The organism is Pantoea sp. R13S299, assembly GCF_048515925.1.
Classification (GTDB): domain Bacteria; phylum Pseudomonadota; class Gammaproteobacteria; order Enterobacterales; family Enterobacteriaceae; genus Pantoea.
In genome coordinates this window covers 954,924-978,468 of the sequence record NZ_JBLYEF010000001.1, presented here as the reverse complement: position 1 = coordinate 978,468, position 23,545 = coordinate 954,924, and the positions used below count along the sequence as shown (strand labels likewise).

Genomic DNA, 23,545 nt, shown 5'->3' with positions numbered 1-23,545 from the left:
GAGCGAACGATCAAATTTAAGCATCTTCTCATCAAAAATTTATTCTCAACTTAAAAAGCTTTGTGTAATACTTGTAACGCTACATGGAGATTAACTCAATCTAGAGGGTATAAATAATGAATCGTACTAAACTGGTACTGGGCGCGGTAGTTCTGGCTTCAACTATGCTGGCTGGTTGCTCAAGCAACGCTAAAATCGACCAGCTGTCTTCAGACGTTCAGACTCTGAACGCTAAAGTTGACCAGCTGAGCAACGACGTGAACGCAGTGCGTTCAGACGTTCAGGCTGCTAAAGATGACGCAGCACGCGCTAACCAGCGTCTGGACAACCAGGCTCACTCTTACCGTAAGTAAGAGTTCTGGTTTAAAAATGGCGCCTTTATGGCGCCATTTTTTTTGCCTGAATTTCGTGCCCTTTCAGGCACGTATTACTTCAGGGCTGAACTGCTTTGCTTTCAGCCTGCACAACCGGGTTTTCTGCGCCCGCAGACGCATTCTCCAGCCCCGCAGGCGGCACGGTGTCACTCTGCACCGGTTCTCCACTGCTGACCAGCACAGGCATGCCTGAGCGACGCGTTAAGCTCGCTTTAATCAGCGCGCTATCACTCTTCTCACTTTTCATGAACTTCTTCAGGTCACTGGTGATTGCAATCGGCATGGTCTGCGGATCGTCTTTGTCGTTACGCGAAAGCGGTTGATGTACTTCCACGTAGCGTTTCCCATCCGGCTCCACGGCGTACTTCACCGGCTGATTGATGATCTGAACACGCGTGCCTTTTGGCGCAGCGTTAAACAGCGCTTCGATATCCTCTGAACGCAGACGGATGCAGCCTGAACTGACGCGCATGCCGATGCCAAACTTCGCATTGGTGCCATGGATCAGGTACTGGCCGGTGCCGCGCGCCAGACGCATGGCAAATTGCCCCATCGGATTATCCGGTCCGGCAGGAACCACACCAGGCAGCGTAATGCCCTCTTTAGCGTAACGCTTGCGGATATTCGGGGTGGGTGTCCAGGTGGGGTTTGGGATCTTCTGGCTGATCTGCGTCACCATGACGGGCGTTGCCGCACCCAGCTGGCCAATGCCGATGGGATAGACGATGACCTTATCTTCCCCTTTGGGATAGTAGTAGAGACGAAGCTCGGCGAGATTCACCACAATCCCTTCGCGCGGCGTATCCGGCAGGATCATCTGCAGCGGCACCGTCAGCTGGGTGCCCGCTTTGGGTAGCCAGGGATCGGTACCGGGATTCGCCTCCAGCATTCCCAGCAGGCCGACCTGGTAGCGGGACGCGATGGATTCCAGGGGTTGTTTATCATCAGGAACCTGAGTCAGGACGTTTTCGCCAATGAGGCGACTGTCAGGCGGTGGCAGCGGATATTCGGTGGCGAACGCGGGTGCAGAGAGCCCAAAGCAGGTCAGCAGCAATGCACCGGCTAAACGTAAAGCAGGTTTCATGCAATTTTCTCGTCAGATAAAAAAACAGACGCCGGATGGCGTCTGTCGAGTGTAACTTAGCTGAGGTTCTGAGCGGTATGCCGAATAGACCGAATCATCGCCTCCAGCCCCTGCGACCGGGTGGGCGTCAGGTGCTGCATCAGGGCCAGTTCGCCAAACCAGTGGCGCACATCCAGCGCCAGGATTTCGGCGGGCGGCAGGTTCTGATAAAGACTAAATACGATAGCAATCAGACCTTTAACGATAGCAGCATCGCTGTCGCCTTCAAACGCAATGGAACCATCTTCCTGCGGGGTCATTCTGATCCACACCTGACTCTGACAACCCGAAATCACGTTCTCCGGCTGGTGTAAGGTTTCAGAAGATTCCGGAAGCTTTGCACCCAGCTCGATGATGTAGAGGTACTTCTCTTCCCAGTTAGCACAACGATTGAAGTTGCGAACCAGTTTCTCTTTTTCAGGCAAAGTCGCCATCACTCACTCCGTTAAAACTGTTCAGCCGCCCAGCAGACGATGAATGCGCGTCAGACCAGCAGCCAGACGATCCACTTCCTCTTCACTGTTATAGAAGGTGAACGAGGCACGGCACATCGCCGGGACATTGTAGTGCTTCATCAGCGGCATCGCGCAGTGATGTCCGGTGCGGATGGCAATACCATATTGATCCAGGAAGCTGCCGACGTCATAGGCATGGTGTTTACCCAGATTGAAGGCGATAACACCCGCGCGAGACTGCGGGCCATAGATCTGAATATCCGGTACGGTGCCCAGCTTATCGAGCGCGTAGTTCATCAGAGCCGTTTCACGCTGATGAATGGTATCCAGTCCCAGCGTCTGCACATAGGCCAGTGCCGCACCAAATCCGATAATGCCGCCGGTATTCGGTGTCCCTGCTTCAAAACGCCACGGCGCGCTGTTCCAGGTGGTACCGGTGGGCAGTACGACCTGACCGATCATTGAACCGCCGCCTTCCCACGGTGGCATCTCATCCAGCAGCGCTTTGCGGCCGTAAAGAATACCCACGCCGTTCGGACCATAGAGTTTATGGCTGGAGAAGACGTAGAAGTCACAACCGATATCCTGCACGTCGACTTTGTCATGCATGACCGCCTGCGCGCCATCCACCAGCGTGACCACGCCAGCGGCTTTGGCCTGAGCCACGATCGCTTTAACCGGGTTAACGGTGCCGAGTACGTTAGAAACGTGCGTGACCGCCAGCAACCGCGTACGGCTGTCGATCAGCCCCGCCAGTTGCTCCAGCGCCAGCTCACCGTTGTCATTTAATGGCAGGACACGCACTTCTGCGCCGGTACGCTGCGCCAGCATCTGCCACGGAACGATATTGGCGTGATGCTCCATCTCAGTGATGATCAGGTTGTCGCCCGACTGGAGGTTACTGCTGCCCCAGGTATTCGCCACCAGATTGATGCCTTCGGTGGTGCCCTTAACGAAGACGATCTCTTCCTGAGACTGCGCATTGATGAAACGGGCAGCCTGATCGCGGACATTCTCCATATCGCTGGTCGCCTGCTGGCTCAGCGTATGGATACCACGATGCACGGCCGCATAGCCGTGCTGATAGAAATGACTCTCGGCGTTAATCACCGAGAGTGGACGCTGTGCGCTGGCCGCACTGTCAAGATAGGCCAGCGGATGACCGTTGACCTCACGCTTCAGGATAGGAAAATCAGCCCTGATGCGTTCGAGATCGAAGTTCATCATACGTCGCCTCCGGGAAAACGTTCAGCAATGCGCTGCAGCACAGCCTGACGCATCACGCTATTTTCCAGTGTTTCGGTCAGCTCTGCAGCAAACGCATGGATAATCATGGTCTGCGCCGCGTCCTGTTCAATACCGCGCGAACGCAGGTAGAACATCTGCTCATCATCGATACGACCGATGGTGGCACCGTGGCTGCACTTCACGTCATCCGCGTAAATTTCCAACTGCGGTTTGGTATCGACTTCAGAGAGTTTGCCCAGCAACAGGTTGTTGTTGGTCATCTGCCCGTCCGTCTTCAGCGCATGCTGTGCCACTTTGATGTGTCCGTTAAACACCGCACGGCCTTTGTCACGCACGATGGTTTTGTGCATCTGGCGGCTCATACAGTGGCCTTTGTTGTGCTCCAGATAAGTGCGGGTATCCGCCACTTCCTGTTTCACCGGCAACACCAGGCTGTTGATCGCCAGGGTAGTATTTTCACCGTTCAGCTGCGTACTGGTGTTGTGACGCGACAGTCCGGCACCCAGCAGGAAGCTGGTGCTGCTGACCTGGCCATCGTTGCCAATCACCAGATCGTTGTGCGCGAAGTGATAGCTGGCGCTGCTTTCAAAGGCCAGTTTCGTGTGGGTCAGCTTTGCGTTGTCGCCTACGGCAAAGGTAAAGCGCGTGCCGGTGAAATGGGCGCGCTCATCCAGTGAAACGTAGTGCTCAATCACTTCCGCTTCTGCACTCTCTTCCAGCTGCAGGTGATGACGATAGTGAACTGTGTTCATGCCCGTCTGCTGGCCGCTGGTAATATGCAGCAGGTAGATCGGACGTGCAGCAGATTTACCGCGTGCCAGACGCAGGGTCGTGACCTCTTCCGCCAGACTCTCTGTCAGATGCAGGAAAACTTCCGGCTGAACCGCAGCAGGCAGCGGACGGCGCTCGGCGGTCACGCTGTGCTGAACCTCGAACAGTTCGCAGTCGCGGCTGCTGAAAGCAGGCTGGAACTGACCGTCGACATAAACCAGACGGATTGCATCCAGCGGCAGTGCCAGCGCATCAACCTGTTCAGCGCTCAGTGTCTGTGGCGCGTCGGGCAGCACAAACTGCTGAGACAGCAGCGTGTCCAGCGGCGTGTACTTCCAGTTTTCATGCTTGCGGGTTGGCAGGCCAACGCGCATCAGTTGCTGCCAGTGCTGCTGTGCCTGCAGAGAACGCACGTCGCCACGCGACTCAAACAGGTGATGCCACTGTTGCAGCGCAGAATCACTCTTCGTCGGTAAGCCAGCCATAACCTTGCTCCTCCAGCTGTTTCACCAGCGAGAAGTCGCCAGATTTCACGATTTTGCCCTGATACAGAACATGAACGAAGTCTGGCTTGATATAGTCCAGAATACGCTGGTAGTGAGTGACGATGATAAAGGCACGCTTCTCGTCACGCAGGCTGTTCACGCCGTTCGCCACGATTTTCAGCGCATCGATATCCAGACCGGAGTCAGTCTCATCCAGGATGCAAAGCTCAGGTTCCAGCGCCGCCATCTGCAGAATGTCGTTACGCTTCTTCTCACCGCCGGAGAAGCCGACGTTCACTGAACGGGTCAGCAAGTCTTCCGGCATTTTCAGCAGCTGAATTTTCTCTTCAATGAAGTCCTGGAAATCAAAGCGATCCAGCTCTTCCTGCTGACGATATTTGCGCACCGCGTTGACCGAGGTTTGCAGGAAAAACTGGTTGCTGACGCCCGGAATCTCGACCGGATACTGGAACGCCATAAAGATGCCTTCACCGGCACGCTCTTCAGGAGCCAGTTCCAGCAGATCTTTACCTTTAAAGCTGACCGAACCACCCGTGACCTGGTAATCTTCGCGGCCTGCCAGCGTCGCTGACAGCGTACTTTTACCTGAGCCGTTCGGGCCCATGATGGCATGCACTTCGCCCGGTTTAATTTCGAGATTCAGGCCACGCAGAATGGCTTTATCTTCAACACTGACCTGCAAATCTTTAATGCTTAACATTCTTATTCCTTCACATTGCTTCCGGCAAGGCGTGTGACGGCATCAGCCCACACTGTGCTCAAGGCTGATGGCTAACAATTTCTGGGCTTCCACGGCAAATTCCAGTGGCAGCTCCGAGAAGACGTCTTTACAGAAGCCGTTCACGATCATCGAGATCGCATCTTCTTCACTGATACCGCGTTGCAGACAGTAGAACATCTGATCTTCGCCGATACGTGAGGTCGTGGCTTCATGCTCAAGCTGAGCGGTGTTGTTGCGGGTCTCGACATACGGGAAGGTATGTGCGCCGCAATCCGGACCGATCAGCATCGAGTCACACTGGGTAAAGTTACGGGCATTGGTGGCGGTTGGCATGATTTTCACCAGTCCGCGATAGGTATTCTGACTTTTACCGGCCGAGATCCCCTTGGAGATAATGGTCGATTTGGTGTTTTTACCAATGTGGATCATCTTGGTGCCGGTATCGGCCTGCTGGCGACCGCTGGTCAGTGCGACTGAATAGAATTCGCCCACCGAGTAGTCCCCGCGCAGAATGCAGCTCGGGTATTTCCAGGTAATAGCTGAACCGGTTTCAGACTGCGTCCAGGACATCTTGCTGTGGTCACCTTCACACAGCGCGCGCTTGGTCACGAAGTTGAGGATACCGCCCTCACCTTCGCCGCCAGGGAACCAGTTCTGAACGGTCGAATATTTTACTTCGGCATTTTTGTGGATAATCACTTCCACCACGGCCGCATGCAGCTGATAGGTATCACGCACGGGCGCGGAACAGCCTTCGATGTAGCTGACGTAGCTGTCTTCATCGGCGATCAGGATGGTGCGTTCGAACTGACCGGTCTTCGCCGCATTGATGCGGAAATAGGTCGACAGCTCCATCGGGCAACGCACCCCTTTCGGGATGTAGACGAAGGTGCCGTCAGAGGCGACCGCTGAGTTCAATGCAGCAAAGAAGTTATCGTTAGCCGGAACAACGGTTCCGAGATACTGCTTCACCAGCTCCGGATGATCCTGAATCGCTTCGCCGAATGAACAGAAGATAATCCCCTGCTCCGCCAGCTTGCCGCGATAGGTGGTCGCAACCGAAACGGAGTCAAAAATGGCGTCAACCGCCACTTCACGCCCTTCACGAACTGGCACACCCAGCTGGTTAAACGCGTTTTCCACTTCCTGCGTCAGATAGTCGCTGGCTGGCGCACTACCTGAAGCCTGCGTGGCACCCGGCTCGGAAGCACAGCTGTCATCACAGTTGCCGCAGGACGGTGCGGAGTAGTAGCTATAGTCCTGGTAGTCGAGTTTTTCGTAGTGTGCTTTCAGCCAGTGTGGCTCTTCCATTTCAAGCCAGGCACGAAAAGCCTTAAGACGAAACTCCAGCATCCACTCTGGCTCGTTACGCTTGGCCGAGATCGCCCGCACCACATCTTCATTGATGCCGTTGGCAAATTCTTCGGTCTGCAGTTGGGTAAAGAAGCCCTCTTTGTAGTTGAGCTTGCCTTCCCAGATTTGTACATCGTCAGATGTTTCGCTGTGTCGTGACATATTTCACTTACTCGACGCCAAAGCTCTCACCGCACCCGCAGGCGTGCTGAGCTTTAGGGTTATTGAATTTAAAAATCTGATTCAGGCCTTCGCGAACGTAATCCAGTTCGGTGCCATCAACAAATGGCATCGCCTGTAGCGGCACAAACAGCGTTGCACCGTGGAAAGAGAACTGCAGATCGTCTTCGACGAGCTCTTTGACCAGATCCATGACGTAGCCAAAACCGGCACAGCCGGATTGCTTCACGCCAAGGCGCAGACCCTTGACATCAGGGTCCTGAGCAGCCAGATTGAGAATTTGTTGCGCTGCGGTTTCAGTCAGCGTAAGCCCTTTCCAGACAAAATCGTCGGGTGAGAAAGAGTCTGTATTAACGGATGCCATGTTGATACCTCTTGAGTCCGGACCTTTTCAGGCTATCCCCCTATGGTAGTGATCTGACCAATCACTTCAACCTCTTGTTTTGCAGGGATAATCATCTAGTGCTGTTTTATCTGCCTATTTATTAAGCATAGCTGCTTCAGCTCACCCTGCGGTGAGAGAATCAGCGTCAATAAGCCGGATATAACCTATTAATAAATCACTCTTTTTAAAATAACCATTTTTGAGAAAAATGCTTATTGATAGGTTACGCCTTTCTTCGATGTAAACAGATTGTTATTTCCGATTATACCGACAGGCGGGATAAATCGATAAATTTTTCTGCCCGCTAATTGCAATCCCGGCCCGGATGAATATGATAATTATTATCATTCACATTCAGGGCGACACGATGACACTTTCTGTCTCAGCCTGGCTGCAGCACAAAATCGACGAATACCAGTTTTCGGTGCGGGATATCACTGTCGACTTTTATATGGCGCAGGCAAAGCTCGACCGGGCCGACTGCACGATCCACCAGCTACGTCAGTTCAATGATGCCTGTCAGGATATGGCAGAAGTCTACCAGATGAACGGTGACGATCAGAGTTACCTGCATGCCATGGGTAAACTGCATCACCGACTGGTGCAGGAGATGGGAAACAACGATCGCGATCGCCTGTTTCGCCTTCAGGCTTATCAACTGGCGCGATTGTCCCTGACCCGACTCTGCCATCAGCTGTCCATGGTCGGAGAGTGGAACAAAGCCACCGTGCTGCAAAGTGACTTCGTGCGTCACGCAGGCTGGATATTCTAATCCAGCCAAGACGTGACGTCGCGCACAATTTTTTTACATTATCTCTAACAATGCCTGAAGCGGATGGCGTATGCCGTTGCCTTCGACACGCTTGACCTGACTGCGGCATGAATAGCCGGTGGCCAGGCAGCGCTGGCGTGGGAGTCGCTGGAGCTGCGGATGCCAGGAGAGCGAGTAGATCCCCAGCGAGTTTTCGAGGTTTTTACTTTCGTGGCCGTAGGTGCCCGCCATGCCACAGCAGCCAACATTGATGTTTTCCAGCTTCGCACCAAACCGGGCAAAGATCCCCTGCCACTGATTCGGTGTGGAGGGCAGCGCGGTCACCTCCGTACAATGCGCAAAGAGATACCAGGATTCCCCGCCCGTCGCCTGCACGTCTCGTTCAGCCAGCGCACGCTCTAACCATTCATGCACCAGCAACACGTTAAAGTCGCCGCGCGATTCACCCAGCGTCTGACGGTATTCATCGCGATAGCAGAGCACGGTGGCCGGATCGACACCGACCATGGGCAGTTGCAGTTTTGCCACCCGGTTAAGAAAATCGGCGGTGCGGGCGGCGGTGCGGGCGAACCGTTGCAGGAAACCTTTCACATGCTGCGCTTTGCCGTTTGGCGAGAATGGCAGCAGCACCGGACGGTAGCCCAGCTTCTCAATCAGCCTGACAAAATCGTTAACCAGCTGTGCTTCATAGAAGCTGGTAAAGGGATCCTGCACCACCAGCACGCAGTTTGCGCGCTCGGCAGCTGACAGCCCTTCCAGCTGCTCCAGCGTCATGTTCATGGCAGGATGACCGCTGAGTTGCTGTTTCAGATTCGGTGCTGAGAGCAGAGGCAGATCGACCATGCCGATATGCGTTTTGCTTAACTCTTTCACCCACGGCTGGCGCAGGAAGAAGTTGAACACCTTCGGCGCTTTCGCCATCAGGGGCGCATAGCCCTCGACCGCCGCCACCAGATGATCGCTGACCGGTCGCAGATAACGGGTGTGATAGAGCTGCAGGAAGCGCGAACGGAAAGCGGGTACGTCAATTTTAATCGGACACTGAGTGGAGCAGGCTTTGCAGGCCAGACAGCCCGACATCGCCTCTTTCACCTCGTGCGAGAAGTCATACTCCCCTTTACTGGCGTGCCAGCTGTTGCGGGTACGGGCAATCATCCCGCGCAGCGACAGGCTGTTTTCCGGCAGCTGCTTTTCCAGTGCCAGCGGATCGACGCCCTGTTCGGCCAGCAGCCGCAGCCACTCCCGTGTCAGTGTCGCCCTCCCCTTAGGTGAGTGAATGCGGTTGCGGGTGATCTTCATGGAGGGACACATCGGGCTGCGGACATCAAAGTTAAAACATAAGCCGTTGCCGTTACACTCCATCGCCCCACGCCATTCGTCCCGGACCGTGACCGGAATCTGCCGATCAAAAGTACCGCGCTTCACTGCATCGACCTGCATCATCTCGTCGTTGCTGTTAAAGGGCGTACAGATCTTGCCGGGATTAAGACGGTTGAGCGGATCAAAAGCGGCTTTGATGCGGCGCAGTTCGTTGAACAGCGTCTCGCCAAAGAATGCCGGACTGTACTGGGCGCGGAATCCTTTGCCATGTTCACCCCACAGCAGGCCGCCGTAGCGCGCGGTCAGCGCCACCACTTCGTCGGAGATCTGTTTCATCATCATCTCCTGCTGCGGATCGCACATATCCAGCGCCGGGCGGACGTGCAGAACGCCTGCATCGACGTGGCCAAACATGCCGTAGCTCAGGCCGTGACTGTCCAGCAGCGCGCGAAATTCGACGATATAGTCCGCCAGTTTTTCCGGCGGGACGGCGGTATCTTCCACAAACGGAATCGGCTTCGCGCGGCCTTTGGCATTCCCCAGCAGACCCACCGCTTTCTTACGCATGTTATAAATGCGCTCAATGCCCTCCAGGTCGTTACAGAACTGATAGCCAATCACGCCGCCCTGCTGCTGCGCCATCAGTGCGTCAAGACGGGCGCAAAGCTGTTCAATCTGCTGATCGATCAGCGCCGCGTTGTCGCCGGCAAATTCAACGATGTTCAGCCCCAGCATCTCTTTGTCGGGTACATCAGCAATCAGTTCACGCACCGAGTGCCAGACGATATCTTCCCGCGCCAGGTTCAGCACTTTGGAGTCAACGGTCTCAACCGATAGCGCCTGCGCTTCCACCATAAAGGGCGCATTACGCAGGGCGGAATCAAACGAGTCATATTTGATGTTCACCAGCCGCCGCACTTTTGGCAGCGGGGTGATATCAAGCCGTGCTTCAGTGACGAAGGCCAGCGTGCCCTCTGCGCCACACAGCAGACGCGTCAGGTCAAAGGTTTGCATATCGTCGCTGAAGACATGACGCAGGTCATAGCCGGTCAGGAACCGATTCAGCTTCGGAAACTTTTCCAGAATCAGCGCACGGTGCTCACGGCAGCGCGTCAGTACCTGCTGATAGAGCCGCCCTTCAGGTGTGGCCGTCTGCGCCAGGGTTTCAGCCAGCGCGGTCGCCATGGGCCGCGTATCGAGGATATCGCCGCCCAGCAGCACGGCGCGCAGGCCCAGTACATGGTCCGAGGTTTTGCCATAAACCAGCGAACCCTGACCCGACGCATCGGTATTGATCATGCCGCCCAGCGTTGCCCGGTTACTGGTGGAAAGCTCTGGCGAGAAGAAAAAGCCGAAAGGCTTCAGCCACGCATTGAGCTGATCTTTAATCACCCCCGCTTCGACCCGCACCCAGCCCTCATCCGTATTAATCTCCAGGATGCGGTTCATGTAGCGCGACATATCCACCACAATCCCCTGATTCAGCGACTGCCCGTTGGTGCCGGTGCCGCCACCACGCGGGGTAAACACCAGGCTGGCAAAGCGCGCTTCTCCGGCCACGCGGGCGAGTAGCGCAACATCCGCCGTCGAGCGCGGAAAGAGCGCCGCGTCGGGCAGCAACTGATAAATGCTGTTATCGGTAGAGAGTGAAAGACGATCGGCATAGCTGGTCGCCATGTCACCGGTAAAACCCTGCTCTTTCAGCGACTCAAGGAACGTCAGCACCAGTTGAATGAGGCCCGGTGCCTGCGAAATCTGTGGGATCATGATTGTCTGACCGAAGGTGTTGTAAACGTTTGCGTTTATACGTTAGCGATTTCTCGTTTTATCATATTTTTTCTGCGGCTGCCCTTTTTTCAGAAAAGGCAAAAACCTTTCACCACGACGCTGTTTAATCCCTGGCAAATAGATCATGATAAAAACGGGCATCCGAATGCCCGAAAATGAAGGATTAAGACGAGGTTATGAGTCAATGATGAAAAGCCAGTACCGGGATATGGATTTACCGCAAATACTCTTCACCCTGATGTTCATTCTGCTGCTGATCGTCGCCTGTTTATGGGTGGTGCAGCCGTTTATTCTGGGCTTTGCCTGGGCCAGCATGGTGGTGATTGCCACCTGGCCATTGATGCTGAAATTTCAGCGACTGTTATGGGGACGCCGTTCACTGGCAGTGATCGTGATGACACTGCTGCTGCTGTTGTTGTTTATAATTCCTATCGCCCTGCTGGTCAGCAGCCTGATTGATAACAGCGCGCCGGTGATTGCCTGGGTGACCCAGGGCCACACGATGCCGAAGCTGATGTGGCTGAGGGAAATCCCGATGGTCGGCAGAAAACTTCATGTCAGTTATGACACGCTGGTGGCGAGCGGCGGTGCCGGCGTGATGGCGAAAATACAGCCTTATATTGGTCGCACCACGGGCTTTTTTGTGGCTCAGGCCGGTCATTTCGGGCGCTTTATGATCCATCTGGGCGTGATGTTGCTGTTCAGCGTGCTGCTTTACTGGCGTGGCGAACAGGCTGCCCAGGGCATCCGTCACTTCGCGTTTCGCATGGCGGGTCGACGCGGTGATGCCGCCGTGCTGCTGGCAGCACAGTCCATCCGTGCCGTGGCGCTTGGCGTGGTGGTGACGGCGCTGGTGCAGGGTGTGCTGGGCGGTATCGGTCTGGCGATCTCCGGTATTCCTTATGCCACGCTGTTGACGGTGCTGATGATCCTCTGCTGTCTGGTACAGCTGGGTCCGCTGCTGGTGCTGGTTCCTGCCATCATCTATCTCTACTGGAGCGGCGATACCACCTGGGGAACCGTGCTGCTGGTCTGGAGTTGTGTGGTCGGCACGATGGATAACGTTCTGCGCCCGATGTTAATCCGTATGGGCGCCGATCTGCCGATGATTCTGATTCTCTCCGGCGTGATTGGTGGCCTGTTCGCGTTCGGCATGATTGGTCTGTTTATCGGCCCGGTGGTTCTGGCGGTTTCCTACCGTCTGGTTTCCGTCTGGATGCATGAAGCGCCACCCCCGGATAATGACCCGATGGCCTCGGCGGATGCCCTGGCTGATCACGAGGAAACCCCGCCTGTCGTCTAATGCGATGCAGTAACACGCTTCGCCAATCTCCCTTTTGAGCATTGATTAGTGCGGTTAATGATGATTAACCGCACCCACTCTTACCAATCAGATAAATTCTGTTTTTCATTAGCGATTTTTAAGAAAAAAGCCATCTTTGGCCGAAAAGTGACCTTTCATGGCTAAAAAAGATTACTTTCTGCACTGTTTCTTAAGCCAAATGGCAAAGTAAAGGTGACAAAAGATTATCGGCTTTAAACTAATAAGAGGATTCTTAAAGACGCCAGCCAGCCGTATGAATAACATGTTTCCTATGTTCGAAGTCAAGCTAATGATTTCCAGACAACCTCATATCCCTGAGTAGCGTAAAGAATTGCTGTGTGTAGTCTTTGCCCATCCCCTGTGATGGGCTTTTTTTTTGCCTGAACCCGGCCAGCCATAAATAGAAAAGGCCCGCAATGCGGGCCTTTCTGATTGCTACAACCGGTGTCAGGCGGTTTTATTGAGCTGCGCCAGACTTACCCAGGTTTCCACCACGGTGTCCGGGTTGAGGGAGAGACTGTCGATGCCCTCTTCCATCAGCCAGGCGGCAAAATCCTGATGGTCTGACGGTCCCTGCCCACAGATGCCGACATATTTGCCCTGCTTTTTAGCCGCTTTGATCGCCATGGAGAGCAGCGCTTTCACGGCTTCATTACGCTCGTCAAACAGTGCAGAGACGACGCCGGAGTCGCGGTCCAGCCCCAGCGTCAGCTGAGTCATGTCATTGGAACCAATAGAGAATCCATCGAAGTACTGCAGGAACTGTTCTGCCAGCAGTGCATTGGACGGGATCTCACACATCATAATGATCTTCAGTCCGTTCTCGCCGCGCTTCAGTCCCTGACGCGCCAGCTCTTCCACCACGGCCTGCGCCTGATCCACGGTGCGCACAAACGGCACCATGATTTCGACGTTGGTGAGGCCCATCTCGTTGCGAACACGCTTCACCGCTTCACACTCAAGCGCAAAGCAATCCCGGAAGCTGTCAGCCACATAGCGACCTGCCCCACGGAATCCCAGCATCGGGTTTTCCTCTTCCGGCTCGTAGCGTTCACCGCCCACGAGGTTGGCATATTCATTCGTTTTAAAGTCTGAAAGTCGGACAATTACGCGTTTCGGTGCAAATGCCGCACCAAGGGTGGCAATTCCTTCGGTCAGGCGAGCAATGTAAAACTCGACCGGATTATCAAATCCTTTCATCATTTTACGGATCTGCTGCTGCAGTTCCGGCGTCTGTTGATCAAATTCCAGAAGCGCTTTAGGGTGGACGCCAATCATACGGTTAATGATAAATTCGAGACGCGCCAGACCCACACCTTCGTTAGGCAGACAGGCGAAATCAAATGCACGATCGGGGTTACCCACGTTCATCATGATTTTCAGCGGCAGTTCAGGCAGCGAATCGACCTGCGAACTGGTGACGTCGAAGTCGAGCAGCTGATCATAAACGTAGCCAGTGTCACCTTCGGCGCAGGAAACGGTGACCTGATGGCCCTCTTTCAGCCGATCGGTGGCGTCGCCACAGCCGACGACGGCCGGGATACCCAGCTCACGGGCGATGATCGCCGCATGACAGGTTCTTCCGCCACGGTTAGTGACAATCGCTGATGCCTTTTTCATGATCGGTTCCCAGTCCGGGTCGGTCATGTCCGTCACCAGCACATCGCCTTTTTCAATACGGTTCATCTCGCTGATATCGTGGATGACCTTCACTACGCCTGCGCCAATACGATGACCAATAGCACGCCCTTCAACCACGACGCTGCCCTGACCCTGCAGCGTGTAGCGCTCCATCACCTGGCCATTGGAGCGCACGGTTTCCGGACGCGCCTGAACGATAAACAGCTTGCCGGTGTGACCATCTTTGGCCCACTCAATATCCATCGGGCGCTGGTAGTGCTGTTCAATCAGCACGGCCTGCTTCGCCAGCGCCTGTACTTCCTCATCGCTCAGGCAGAAACGGTCACGTTCAGCTTCCGGCACATCTTCGATGCGCACCTGCTCGCCATGCGCCTGAGAATCGGCATAGACCATGCGAACCTTTTTCGAGCCCATATTGCGGCGCACGATAGACGGACGATCGGCTGCCAGAGTTGGTTTGTGGACGTAAAACTCATCCGGGTTAACGGCACCCTGCACCACCATTTCCCCCAGTCCCAGCGCGGCGGTAATGAAGACCACCTGATCAAAGCCGGACTCGGTATCAATGGTGAACATCACGCCTGACGAAGCCAGGTCGGAGCGCACCATGCGCTGAATGCCTGCCGACAGCGCTACGCCACGGTGGTCGTAACCCTGATGCACGCGGTAAGAGATAGCGCGGTCATTAAACAGCGAGGCGAAGACATGCTTCACGGCGACCATCACGGCGTCGATGCCCTGCACATTCAGGAAGGTTTCCTGCTGGCCGGCAAAGGAGGCGTCGGGCATATCTTCTGCGGTGGCAGAGGAGCGAACGGCAAACGACGCGGCATCATCGTCAGCAGACAGCTGCTGATAGGCGTCCAGAATGGCGGACTCGAGTTCTGGCAGGAACGGCGTCTCCACCACCCACTGACGAATCTGTTTACCTGCTTTGGCCAGCGCATCCACATCATCAATATCGGTCTCATCCAGCAGCGCATAAATTCGCTGGTTTAGTCCGCTTTGATCGAGGAACAGGTTAAAAGCGTAAGAGGTGGTCGCAAATCCATTGGGCACGGAAACGCCCAGAGACGACAGATTAGTAATCATTTCACCCAGAGAGGCATTTTTGCCTCCTACCCGGTCAACATCATGCATGCCAAGCTGGTTATACCAGAGCACAAGTGGCTGTTCTTGAGTGGACATTGAGCTTATCCTTTATTAATTATCAATGAATGGACACAGGGAGCTATCTGTCTTCAGCCTGCCATATCACCCCCTCAATAACGATCTGTTGAATCGTTAAAGCAGAATTTCAGCGACAGTTTCGGAATTGTGAGCGGATTATTTTGATGTTGCGCAAAGAGGCTATTTTTCGCTAAATGATTGATACAGCAGGAAATGGCAGATTTCCAACCATTTAACCCTCTAATTTTGTTGCGCAACACTTGCGTAACTCTTTGCGCCGTTAATGAGGATTTAAAAAATTCCATTGAGCGGAAACGCCCTCTCATTTTTTATTATCCTGATGAAACAGCAGACAAATATTCCGGACAGATATTCCAGAAATTAAAATCAGAGATGATTTATTTAATCGCATGGCTCATGCTGATTGCTCACTCTTGTCTGAGGCTGATTTCGTTATGACAACTGACAGAAGCGTTTTTTATATCTCCGATGGTACGGCCATTACGGCCGAAGTACTGGGTCATGCGGTGCTGTCGCAGTTTCCGGTCAATATCACCAGTCTGACGCTGCCGTTTGTGGAAAACGTCCAGCGGGCGCTGGCGGTTAAAGCCCAGATTAACGCGCTCTATCAGCAGAGCGGTGTCCGGCCGCTGGTATTTTTCTCCATCGTCACGCCGGAAGTGCGCGACATCATCGTGCAGAGCGACGGTTTTTGTCAGGATATCGTGCAGGCGCTGGTGGCACCGTTGCAGCAGGAGCTGGGCCTGTCTCCCGCGCCGGTTGCTCACCGTACCCATGGACTGGATGCCAGTAACCTGGGGAAATACGATGCACGTATTGCGGCGATCGATTACGCCCTGGCGCATGATGACGGTATCTCGCTGCGCGGGCTGGAGGATGCGCAGGTTATTCTGTTAGGCGTGTCGCGCTGTGGTAAAACCCCCACCAGTCTCTATCTGGCGATGCAGTTTGGTGTCCGCGCCGCCAACTATCCTTTTATTGCTGACGACATGGATAACCTGAAACTGCCGCCTGCGCTGCGTGCACACCAGAATAAACTGTTCGGCCTGACCATCGATCCGGAACGCCTGGCGGCGATCCGTCAGGAGCGGGCGGAAAATACCCGTTACGCCTCAATGCGTCAGTGCCGGCTGGAAGTGGGTGAAGTGGAAGCGCTATTCCGCACCCATCAGATCCGCTATCTCAACAGCACCAACTACTCAGTGGAGGAGATAGCCACTAAGATTCTCGACATCATGGGCCTGACGCGTCGCATGTATTAAGTGGCTAATCGGGTCGGAGTTGTAAAGCGGCGCTGCCGTCGCTTTTGATTTCATTATCAAATCCCGGGGTTGAATTCGCAGGCTAATGGTTTATTGTGACCACCATCACTTCCCGGTATTTCACCGCTGCGAAGAACCGTTTTCGAGAAACTCATGAACAAAACCGACGAACTGCGTACCGCACGCATTGGTACTCTGATTACCCCCGCCAGCCTGGCGGCTGAGCATCCTGTCTCCGCGGCGATTGCCGACAATGTCACTGCAGCCCGTAAACGTATAGCCCGTATTCTGACCGGTGAAGATCCCCGCCTGCTGGTGGTGATTGGTCCCTGCTCGCTGCACGACCCGAAAGCGGCACTGGACTATGCTGAGCGTCTGAACGCATTACGCATCCGCTATGAAGACCGGCTGGAGATTGTGATGCGTGCCTACTTCGAGAAGCCGCGCACGGTTGTGGGCTGGAAAGGCTTAATCTCCGATCCGGATCTGGATGGCAGCTATGATGTGAACCGGGGCATCGGCATCGCCCGCAAGCTGCTGATTGATATCAACGCGCTGGGTCTGCCTACCGCCACCGAGTTCCTGGATATGGTGATCGGCCAGTTTATTGCTGACCTCATCAGCTGGGGCGCAATTGGCGCACGCACCACCGAAAGCCAGATCCACCGCGAAATGGCCTCGGCACTCTCCTGCCCGGTCGGCTTTAAAAACGGCACTGATGGAAATGTACAGATTGCCGTGGATGCGATTCGTGCCGCGCGTGCCAGCCACATGTTCCTGTCGCCGGATAAGCTGGGCCAGATGACCATCTATCAGACCAGCGGCAACCCGCACGGTCATGTCATCCTGCGTGGCGGCAAACAACCTAACTATCATGCCAGCGATGTCGCCGCCGCAGCGGAGAGTCTATCGGCCTTTAATCTGCCAGAGCAGCTGGTGATCGACTTCAGTCACGGCAACTGCCTGAAGCAGCATCGTCGTCAGATGGATGTCGCGGCAGTGGTGGCAGAGCAGATTAAATCAGGATCGCGGGCCGTTGCCGGTGTGATGATTGAGAGTTTCCTGGAAGAAGGCAATCAGAAAGTGGCAGGCGGCGAACCGCTGGTTTACGGCAAGTCGATTACCGATCCCTGCCTCGGCTGGCAGGAGAGCGAACAGGTGCTCGCCCTCCTGGCCGAGGCGGTTTCTCACCGCCTCTGATTCTCTATTAGCTGGAGCAGCTCACCTCTAAGGTTTTGCCCCAGTCTGGCGGCCGCTGACGATACTCAGCGGCTGTCTCATCACTAAAGGGTTGCTGTAACGCATGATGCAGACGTGCCAGCGCACCCTGTTCTCCCCGCTCCGCCTCTTCAATCGCCTGCTGCGCCAGATAGTTTCGCAGAATCACTGCCGGATTGGCCGCCTTCATCACAGCCTGGCGTTCTTCATCACTGACCTGCTCATCCAAAAGACGGTTGCGATAGCGCTGATACCAGCTATCAAACGCCTCACGATCGATAAATTCGTCGCGCAGCGGTGAGCGGCTTTCAGCCTGTTGGGTCTCACTCAGCAGCCGGAATGTCAGGGTGTAATCGCTGTGCTCCTGGGTCATCAGTGCCAGCAGATCGGTCAGAATCTGATTATCGCTGCTCTGCTGCGTCAGCAGGCCGAGCTTCGCCCGCATCCGCTCGCCCCAGACCCGCATCAGTTCAGGTTCATAGGCGCTCAGCGCCGTCCGCAACTGTTCGGTGGTCAGCAGACCCGACAGCGCATGCGCCAGCCGGTTGAGATTCCACATGCCAATCATCGGCTGATTTTCAAAGCTGTATCGTCCCTGATAGTCGCTGTGATTGCAGATGAAGTCAGGCTGATAATCATCGAGAAAACCAAACGGGCCATAGTCGATGGTCAGGCCCAGAATCGACATGTTGTCGGTGTTCATCACCCCATGCGCAAATCCCACGCTCTGCCACAGCGCAATAAGGCGCGCGGTGTGTAACACAATGTCGGTAAACCACTGTTGATAGCGGTCCGCTTCCTCTTCCAGATGCGGCCAGTGATGACGGATGGCGTAGTCGGCCAGCTGCTGCACTTTCTCCTGCTGCTGGCTGTAAAAGAAATGCTCGAAATGACCGAACCGCAGATGACTCGGTGAAATGCGCATCAGCATCGCGCCACGCTCGGTGGTTTCGCGATAGACCGGCTCATCGCCTATTGACAGGGTCAGTGCGCGCGTGGTGGGGATGCCCAGATGGTGCAGCGCTTCCGAAGCAAGAAACTCCCGCACGCTGGAACGGATCACGGCACGACCATCGCCCATGCGGGAATACGGCGTCAGGCCTGCGCCCTTGAGGTGCCAGTCCAGTTTACTGCCATCTTCGAGACGCTGTTCACCCAGCAGAATGCCGCGCCCGTCGCCAAGCTGGCCTGCCCAGACGCCAAACTGATGGCCGCTGTAGACCTGCGCCAGCGGCTGCATGCCGGGCAGCAGAGCTGCGCCGTGCCAGACGTCATGACCGTTACCGGCAAAGAGCGCGCTATCCAGACCCATTGAGGTTGCAAGCGGGGCGTTGTGATACAGCAGGCGTCCGCCTGTCAGCGGTGTGGGGTTTAGCGCGGTGTAACACCCTGTCAGTTCACGGAACCAGGTGTTGTCAAAAGAGGCCTTGCCTGAGGACATTGTTTCTCCCATGCGCTGCTCAGCGATACGTAGATTAGTTCTCTAGTGTAACGCTGATAGCGGGGATTAACAGGGAGTATCAGCCGGGATGCTGAGAGGATGGCATGCGATCGTCTGCACAGAGCAGCGAACGCAGTGCATCAGATTTTACGACCGGGAAGAGCGCACCCTGAAAGTCGGCACCGTCCAGCTGGCTGACTTTATCGAACAGCACTTCGTCGTCAATGCCACAAATAATCAGCCGGTCACAATGAGCGCGGAAATTATCAATAATGCTCTGAATAAAGGGGACGAATGAAGCGCGTTTTGCCAGCGAATGAATAAATTCTTTGTCCAGGCAGATGCAGCTGAATAAATTATCGTAGACCGCATTAGAGGGTGCCTTGCCTGCGCCGAAATGTGAAAGCGCTAAATTAAATTCAGCATGCAGGTCCGCCAGCAGGGGATTATTTTTGCCCAGTTTCAGTTGCGGAAACGTTTCAGTTATATTCAACAGAATGAAAGGCAGCTGTTTTATTTTTCGCATGACTAATTCACTGGCCAGCAGTGTCCGGGCCATACCTTCATCAATACGGATAAATGCTGACACTGAATGCGCTTCAAATAACGCGCGATTCTGCTCCAGCAATCCAATCTGACTTTGCAGCAGGCGCAGCTGGTGCGACTCATCAAGCTGCGGCAGCAACAGGTCCTGCGGCAGAGTGATGGGAGCACTTTCATGCACAAACTGCGTGACCAGCTCGACAGCGGTCAACCGTCCGTGAACATCACAGACAGGATAAAACCAGATTTCCGACTGATAGTCGGCCGAGAGATGAATTTTCATTTTAATGCCAGAATAAGCGGCGATGGGGATATCGTATAGTAATGGTCAGGTACAGGCAATAGTGCCAAATCATTGATGAGACGAACTTCTTTACCCTTCCATTGCCGTTTGCCAATCGGCGATCACGCTTAAGGCAAATAGTCGCGCTAAAATAGCGGTTATTAATGGAGTTAATTAAGCATTAATTATGTTTATTAAAACCTAAGCTCAATAACTGTCATTTAAAATAAACCTTTTACTCTCTGTTTTAACTCTATTTAAAATTGGACTTAAGTCAGATCTGGCGAGCTGCGTTTAAATACGGCGCGCCTGCCAGAACACTTTTCGCCAGTAGACATTGTCCAGCGAGGAGCGGATGACGCCCTGGCTGGTTGAGGCGTGGATAAAAGCATTATCGGTATCATAAATGCCCACATGCAGGCCATTCTCGCCGCGACCGGTTTTAAAGAAGACCAGATCGCCGGGCAGCAGTTCATCTTTGCTGATACGGGTGCCGATATCGCTTTGGGCAGAGGTGGTGCGCGGCAGCTGCAGCGAAAATTTGTCGCGGAAGGTCAGATAGACAAAGCCCGAGCAGTCAACGCCGTTACGACTCATGCCGCCATAGCGATAAGGCGTACCCCGCCAGTGACCGAGCTGATCGTTCAGTTCCGCTATCACGGTGATCGAATCGGAAAGACGGCCATTAATCGGCGGAGCGTGATGACTGCATCCCGTCAGCAGCAGAACTAAAATCAGCAAACCCAGGCGCATCGCCAAATGTCCTTATCAGAAGTTACAACCGGCTTAATGTAGCGGTAAAGCCCGCCAGGTAGCAAGTCTCAGGGCAGGACGGTCAGTAGCGTGCGTCCTTCGAGTTGAATCTGCCGGAAAGCTATCTGGTAGAGCGGTGTCAGCCGCTGCGGCGTCAGGACTTTTGCCGGTTCGCCCTGCGCAACCACCTGTCCCCTGTTCATTAGCCAGACGCGATCGGCCTGTTGCAGGCTGTGGTTGAGGTCGTGACTGCTGGCGATAACGCTGATACCCGCCGCGCATAGCTCCGAAATCAGATCGTCTGCCGCTTTCTGCTGGCCGATATCCAGCGCCGTCAGTGGCTCATCAAGGATCAGCAATCGCCCGTGGGGATTGATGAGGGGATCAATCTGCGCACAGACTGCCGCCAGCCTGACGCGCTGCCACTCACCGCCGGAGAGTCGGGTCAGCGAACGGGATAATTTGTCCTGCAGCTGAAGCCGCTCCAGCAGAGAGCTGAGTCGGGCATCGGACTGCGATCCCGTCTGTTTCAGGTGTAGACGCAGATAGTGCCAGACCGGCATCTGACTCAGCGGTGCCTGCTGCTGTGGCAGCCAGCCGCGAACCCTGGACAGTGCTGCGCCGTTCCAGTCACCTAGCGGCTTTTCGTCCAGCAGCACCGTGCCGGAGGCGGGTTGCAGTCCGGCAATCACGTTAAGTAACGTGCTTTTGCCTGCCCCGTTCGGCCCTGCTACGTGCAGCAACTGACCAGCAGCAAGCTCACCGGTCAGTGCCAGCAGCCGTCCGGAGACGGCAGCCTGTTGCAGGCGCAACAGCATCTATTTTGCCAGCGCCTGCTTAATGGTTTCCAGAATGATGGGATCTTCCGGCGTCATGTCCGGTGCAAAACGCTGGATGACGCTGCCGTCACGACCAATGAGGAATTTTTCGAAGTTCCACAGAATGTCGCCCTGCTCTTTCGGTGCGCGTCCTTTGCTCTCCATGCGCTCGTAAAAGCCGCTGCCTTCCGGACGCACCGCGTCAGGACGGGCTGCAATCATCTGAGCATACAGCGGATGACGTCCTGCGCCATTGACCTCGGTTTTGGCAAACATCGGGAATGTGACGCCATAGGTGGTGCTGCAGAAAGTTTTGATCTCCTCATTGCTGCCCGGCTCCTGCTCGAGAAACTGATTGCAGGGAAAACCGAGTACGCTGAAGCCCTGATCCTGCCAGGCTTTTTGCAGGTTCTCCAGCTCTTCATATTGCGCTGTCAGACCACATTTCGAGGCAACGTTAACCACCAGCAGGACCTTGCCCTGCCACTGTGACAGCGTGGTTTTTTCCCCATCGAGCGTAACCAGTTCAGTCTCATAAATGTTCATGCTATTTCCTTTGCGAATGCTGTTGTGGATGCCGTTATGGATCCAGAATAACCAGCCGAAGCTAGCGCGAAGATTTCACCAGTAAAATAATAAACAGCGGCGCGCCCAGTGTCGCGGTCACGACGCCAATCGGCAATTCTGCCGACGTCAGCGCCAGACGTGCCACGATATCGGCAGCCAGCAGCACAGCCGCGCCCGCCAGCGCCGAAGCCGGCAGCAGATAACGGTGGTCGCTGATGCCACTCAGGCGCAGCAGATGCGGGATCACCAGCCCGACAAAGCCAATGGCACCGGCCATCGCGACACTGATGCCCACCAGCCAGCCCATCGCCAGCACCAGCAGATTGCGCCAGTAGAAAAGTGATAGCCCGAGCTGGCGGGCGGATGTCTCGCCCAGGGCGAGAAGATTGAGGATTGGCCCGGTCGCACCCAGTGCCAGCATTACCGGCAGCAGGACCAGCATCATCCAGCCGTAGCGCCAGTCAATCCCGCTGAATCCTCCCATCATCCAGTACATCAGCTGACGCAGATCGAGACTGGTGCTGAAGTAGACCGCCCAGGTCATGATGGCACTGCAGATAATCCCCAGTGCCACGCCGGTCAGCAACAGCCGGGTGACCGAAAGCTGGCGATGCGCAAAATGCAGCAGGATGAGCGTAATAATCAGCGCACCAGCCATCGCCGCCAGCCCGAGGCTCCACAGCGAGCCGCTGCCCAGCAGCACGCCGAGCACCAGGCCGATACCGGCTCCGTTCGAAACGCCGAGCAGGCCAGGCTCTGCCAGCGGATTGGTAAACAGCGCCTGCATCACAACACCGCATATCGCCAGAGACGCCCCCACCAGCACCACCGCCAGGCTGCGGGGCAACCGCAACTGCCAGACAAAGAGTCTGCTGCTCTCGGTGAACCACGCTGAGGGCGCGATCCAGCTGTCCCCTGCGCAGAGGCTGAGACAGAGCAGTGCAGCGAGCGTAAGAGCCAGCGAAATCAGCCATTTCTGACCGCGCCGATCGGACTGGCGCGCGAACGTGTCGAGCAGAGACATAAGCAGGATTAGCTGAGAAAACAGTGATTTGATTGTAGAGGGATTGCAGAAAAAAGAAAGGCTGATAAGGCGAATTGCGCCATGCTGCGGTGGACATTAACGGGCGCGGAGAGCGGCGATTCTGTGTGCTGAAACCATGAAAAAAGGCCGCTTTCGCGGCCTTTTTGAAACGCTGAAATTCAGTCAGTCTCTTTGGGTGTAGCGTTCTCTACGCGGCTTTTCAGCTTCTGTCCTGGGCGGAACGTTACTACGCGACGCGCAGTAATCGGAATATCTTCACCCGTTTTCGGGTTTCTGCCAGGACGCTGGTTCTTGTCACGCAGGTCAAAATTACCAAACCCAGACAGTTTTACCTGTTCTCCATTCTCCAAAGCGCGACGTACCTCTTCGAAAAACAGCTCTACTAACTCTTTGGCATCGCGTTTGCTCAGCCCGAGTTTCTCAAACAGGTACTCTGACATCTCAGCTTTTGTAAGCGCCATAG

The 23,545-nt window shown here is 55.0% G+C and carries 21 protein-coding genes and 1 other RNA gene; 6 read left to right on the top strand and 16 right to left on the bottom strand.

Translation table 11 applies throughout. From position 1 onward, the window contains the following. The first annotated feature begins 116 nt into the window (after positions 1 to 116). Positions 117 to 353 (top strand): major outer membrane lipoprotein, encoded by a 237-nt coding sequence (locus tag ACN1CO_RS04790; protein WP_003853216.1) that lies wholly within the window; start codon positions 117 to 119, stop codon positions 351 to 353. Between the two features lie 79 nt (positions 354 to 432). On the opposite strand, the gene ACN1CO_RS04785 is transcribed toward ACN1CO_RS04790, so the two are convergent. The 7 genes from ACN1CO_RS04785 to sufA are packed head-to-tail and all read right to left on the bottom strand — an operon-like array spanning position 433 to position 7,095. Then, positions 433 to 1,458, bottom strand: a complete 1,026-nt coding sequence (locus ACN1CO_RS04785) for a L,D-transpeptidase family protein (protein ID WP_419138051.1) — start codon at positions 1,456 to 1,458, stop codon at positions 433 to 435. 56 nt (positions 1,459 to 1,514) lie between these two features. Next, positions 1,515 to 1,931, bottom strand: coding sequence for a cysteine desulfuration protein SufE (gene sufE, locus ACN1CO_RS04780; protein WP_419138050.1), 417 nt, complete (start codon positions 1,929 to 1,931; stop codon positions 1,515 to 1,517). 21 nt (positions 1,932 to 1,952) lie between these two features. Then, complete coding sequence (sufS, locus tag ACN1CO_RS04775; protein WP_419138979.1) at positions 1,953 to 3,176, bottom strand: cysteine desulfurase SufS; 1,224 nt, start codon at positions 3,174 to 3,176, stop codon at positions 1,953 to 1,955. Continuing rightward, positions 3,176 to 4,456, bottom strand: coding sequence for a Fe-S cluster assembly protein SufD (gene sufD / locus ACN1CO_RS04770; protein WP_419138049.1), 1,281 nt, complete (start codon positions 4,454 to 4,456; stop codon positions 3,176 to 3,178). Before sufD ends, sufS begins: the two co-directional genes overlap by 1 nt. Beyond that, entirely contained in the window at positions 4,431 to 5,177 is a 747-nt protein-coding gene (gene sufC, locus ACN1CO_RS04765; protein ID WP_090961543.1) for a Fe-S cluster assembly ATPase SufC, read from the bottom strand. Before sufC ends, sufD begins: the two co-directional genes overlap by 26 nt. A 42-nt stretch (positions 5,178 to 5,219) precedes the next feature. Next, complete coding sequence (sufB, locus tag ACN1CO_RS04760) at positions 5,220 to 6,713, bottom strand: Fe-S cluster assembly protein SufB (RefSeq protein WP_283545526.1); 1,494 nt, start codon at positions 6,711 to 6,713, stop codon at positions 5,220 to 5,222. A 7-nt stretch (positions 6,714 to 6,720) separates the two neighbouring features. Further along, entirely contained in the window at positions 6,721 to 7,095 is a 375-nt protein-coding gene (gene sufA / locus ACN1CO_RS04755; protein WP_033782940.1) for a Fe-S cluster assembly scaffold SufA, read from the bottom strand. A 388-nt stretch (positions 7,096 to 7,483) separates the two neighbouring features. Here sufA and ACN1CO_RS04750 point away from each other — a divergent pair, with 388 nt between their 5' ends. After that, positions 7,484 to 7,888, top strand: a complete 405-nt coding sequence (locus ACN1CO_RS04750; RefSeq protein WP_419138978.1) for a hypothetical protein — start codon at positions 7,484 to 7,486, stop codon at positions 7,886 to 7,888. Positions 7,889 to 7,921: 33 nt separating this feature from the next. Here the strand turns inward: ACN1CO_RS04750 and ACN1CO_RS04745 are convergent, their stop codons facing one another. Next, positions 7,922 to 10,975, bottom strand: a complete 3,054-nt coding sequence (locus ACN1CO_RS04745) for an FAD-binding and (Fe-S)-binding domain-containing protein (protein ID WP_419138048.1) — start codon at positions 10,973 to 10,975, stop codon at positions 7,922 to 7,924. A 205-nt stretch (positions 10,976 to 11,180) separates the two neighbouring features. On the opposite strand from ACN1CO_RS04745, the gene ydiK reads away from it, so the two are divergent. Both ydiK and rprA read left to right on the top strand, forming a co-directional pair. Then, a complete protein-coding gene (ydiK, locus tag ACN1CO_RS04740; protein WP_419138047.1) occupies positions 11,181 to 12,299 on the top strand; it encodes an AI-2E family transporter YdiK in 1,119 nt (372 codons plus the stop codon). Positions 12,300 to 12,591: 292 nt separating this feature from the next. Further along, positions 12,592 to 12,699: antisense sRNA RprA (gene rprA / locus ACN1CO_RS04735), an RNA gene on the top strand. 68 nt (positions 12,700 to 12,767) lie between these two features. Here rprA and ppsA read toward each other — a convergent pair. Beyond that, positions 12,768 to 15,149 carry a phosphoenolpyruvate synthase gene (gene ppsA / locus ACN1CO_RS04730; RefSeq protein ID WP_419138046.1) on the bottom strand — a complete coding sequence of 794 codons (2,382 nt, stop codon included), beginning with the start codon at positions 15,147 to 15,149 and terminating at the stop codon, positions 12,768 to 12,770. 437 nt (positions 15,150 to 15,586) lie between these two features. On the opposite strand from ppsA, the gene ACN1CO_RS04725 reads away from it, so the two are divergent. Together ACN1CO_RS04725 and ACN1CO_RS04720 are read left to right on the top strand one after the other, a co-directional pair. Continuing rightward, a complete protein-coding gene (locus tag ACN1CO_RS04725) occupies positions 15,587 to 16,414 on the top strand; it encodes a pyruvate, water dikinase regulatory protein (RefSeq protein WP_003853242.1) in 828 nt (275 codons plus the stop codon). A gap of 153 nt (positions 16,415 to 16,567) precedes the next feature. Further along, positions 16,568 to 17,614 carry a 3-deoxy-7-phosphoheptulonate synthase gene (locus ACN1CO_RS04720; RefSeq protein ID WP_419138045.1) on the top strand — a complete coding sequence of 349 codons (1,047 nt, stop codon included), beginning with the start codon at positions 16,568 to 16,570 and terminating at the stop codon, positions 17,612 to 17,614. A 7-nt stretch (positions 17,615 to 17,621) separates the two neighbouring features. Here ACN1CO_RS04720 and ACN1CO_RS04715 read toward each other — a convergent pair whose 3' ends face one another. The 7 genes from ACN1CO_RS04715 to ihfA all read right to left on the bottom strand — a co-directional run bounded on the left by ACN1CO_RS04715 (position 17,622) and on the right by ihfA (position 23,543). After that, positions 17,622 to 19,073, bottom strand: a complete 1,452-nt coding sequence (locus tag ACN1CO_RS04715; protein ID WP_419138977.1) for a protein adenylyltransferase SelO — start codon at positions 19,071 to 19,073, stop codon at positions 17,622 to 17,624. 79 nt (positions 19,074 to 19,152) lie between these two features. Then, on the bottom strand, positions 19,153 to 19,899 hold the full coding sequence (locus ACN1CO_RS04710) for an EAL domain-containing protein (RefSeq protein ID WP_419138044.1): 747 nt from the start codon (positions 19,897 to 19,899) through the stop codon (positions 19,153 to 19,155). A 294-nt stretch (positions 19,900 to 20,193) separates the two neighbouring features. Further along, positions 20,194 to 20,652 (bottom strand): C40 family peptidase, encoded by a 459-nt coding sequence (locus tag ACN1CO_RS04705; RefSeq protein ID WP_419138043.1) that lies wholly within the window; start codon positions 20,650 to 20,652, stop codon positions 20,194 to 20,196. Between the two features lie 68 nt (positions 20,653 to 20,720). After that, positions 20,721 to 21,470: a vitamin B12 ABC transporter ATP-binding protein BtuD gene (gene btuD, locus ACN1CO_RS04700; protein WP_419138042.1), complete on the bottom strand. Its 750-nt coding sequence runs from the start codon at positions 21,468 to 21,470 to the stop codon at positions 20,721 to 20,723. After that, complete coding sequence (locus tag ACN1CO_RS04695; RefSeq protein WP_419138041.1) at positions 21,471 to 22,016, bottom strand: glutathione peroxidase; 546 nt, start codon at positions 22,014 to 22,016, stop codon at positions 21,471 to 21,473. 61 nt (positions 22,017 to 22,077) lie between these two features. Further along, positions 22,078 to 23,061, bottom strand: coding sequence for a vitamin B12 ABC transporter permease BtuC (gene btuC / locus ACN1CO_RS04690; RefSeq protein ID WP_419138040.1), 984 nt, complete (start codon positions 23,059 to 23,061; stop codon positions 22,078 to 22,080). A 179-nt stretch (positions 23,062 to 23,240) separates the two neighbouring features. Continuing rightward, positions 23,241 to 23,543, bottom strand: a complete 303-nt coding sequence (gene ihfA / locus ACN1CO_RS04685) for an integration host factor subunit alpha (protein ID WP_003853259.1) — start codon at positions 23,541 to 23,543, stop codon at positions 23,241 to 23,243. Between the last annotated feature and the right edge of the window lie 2 nt (positions 23,544 to 23,545).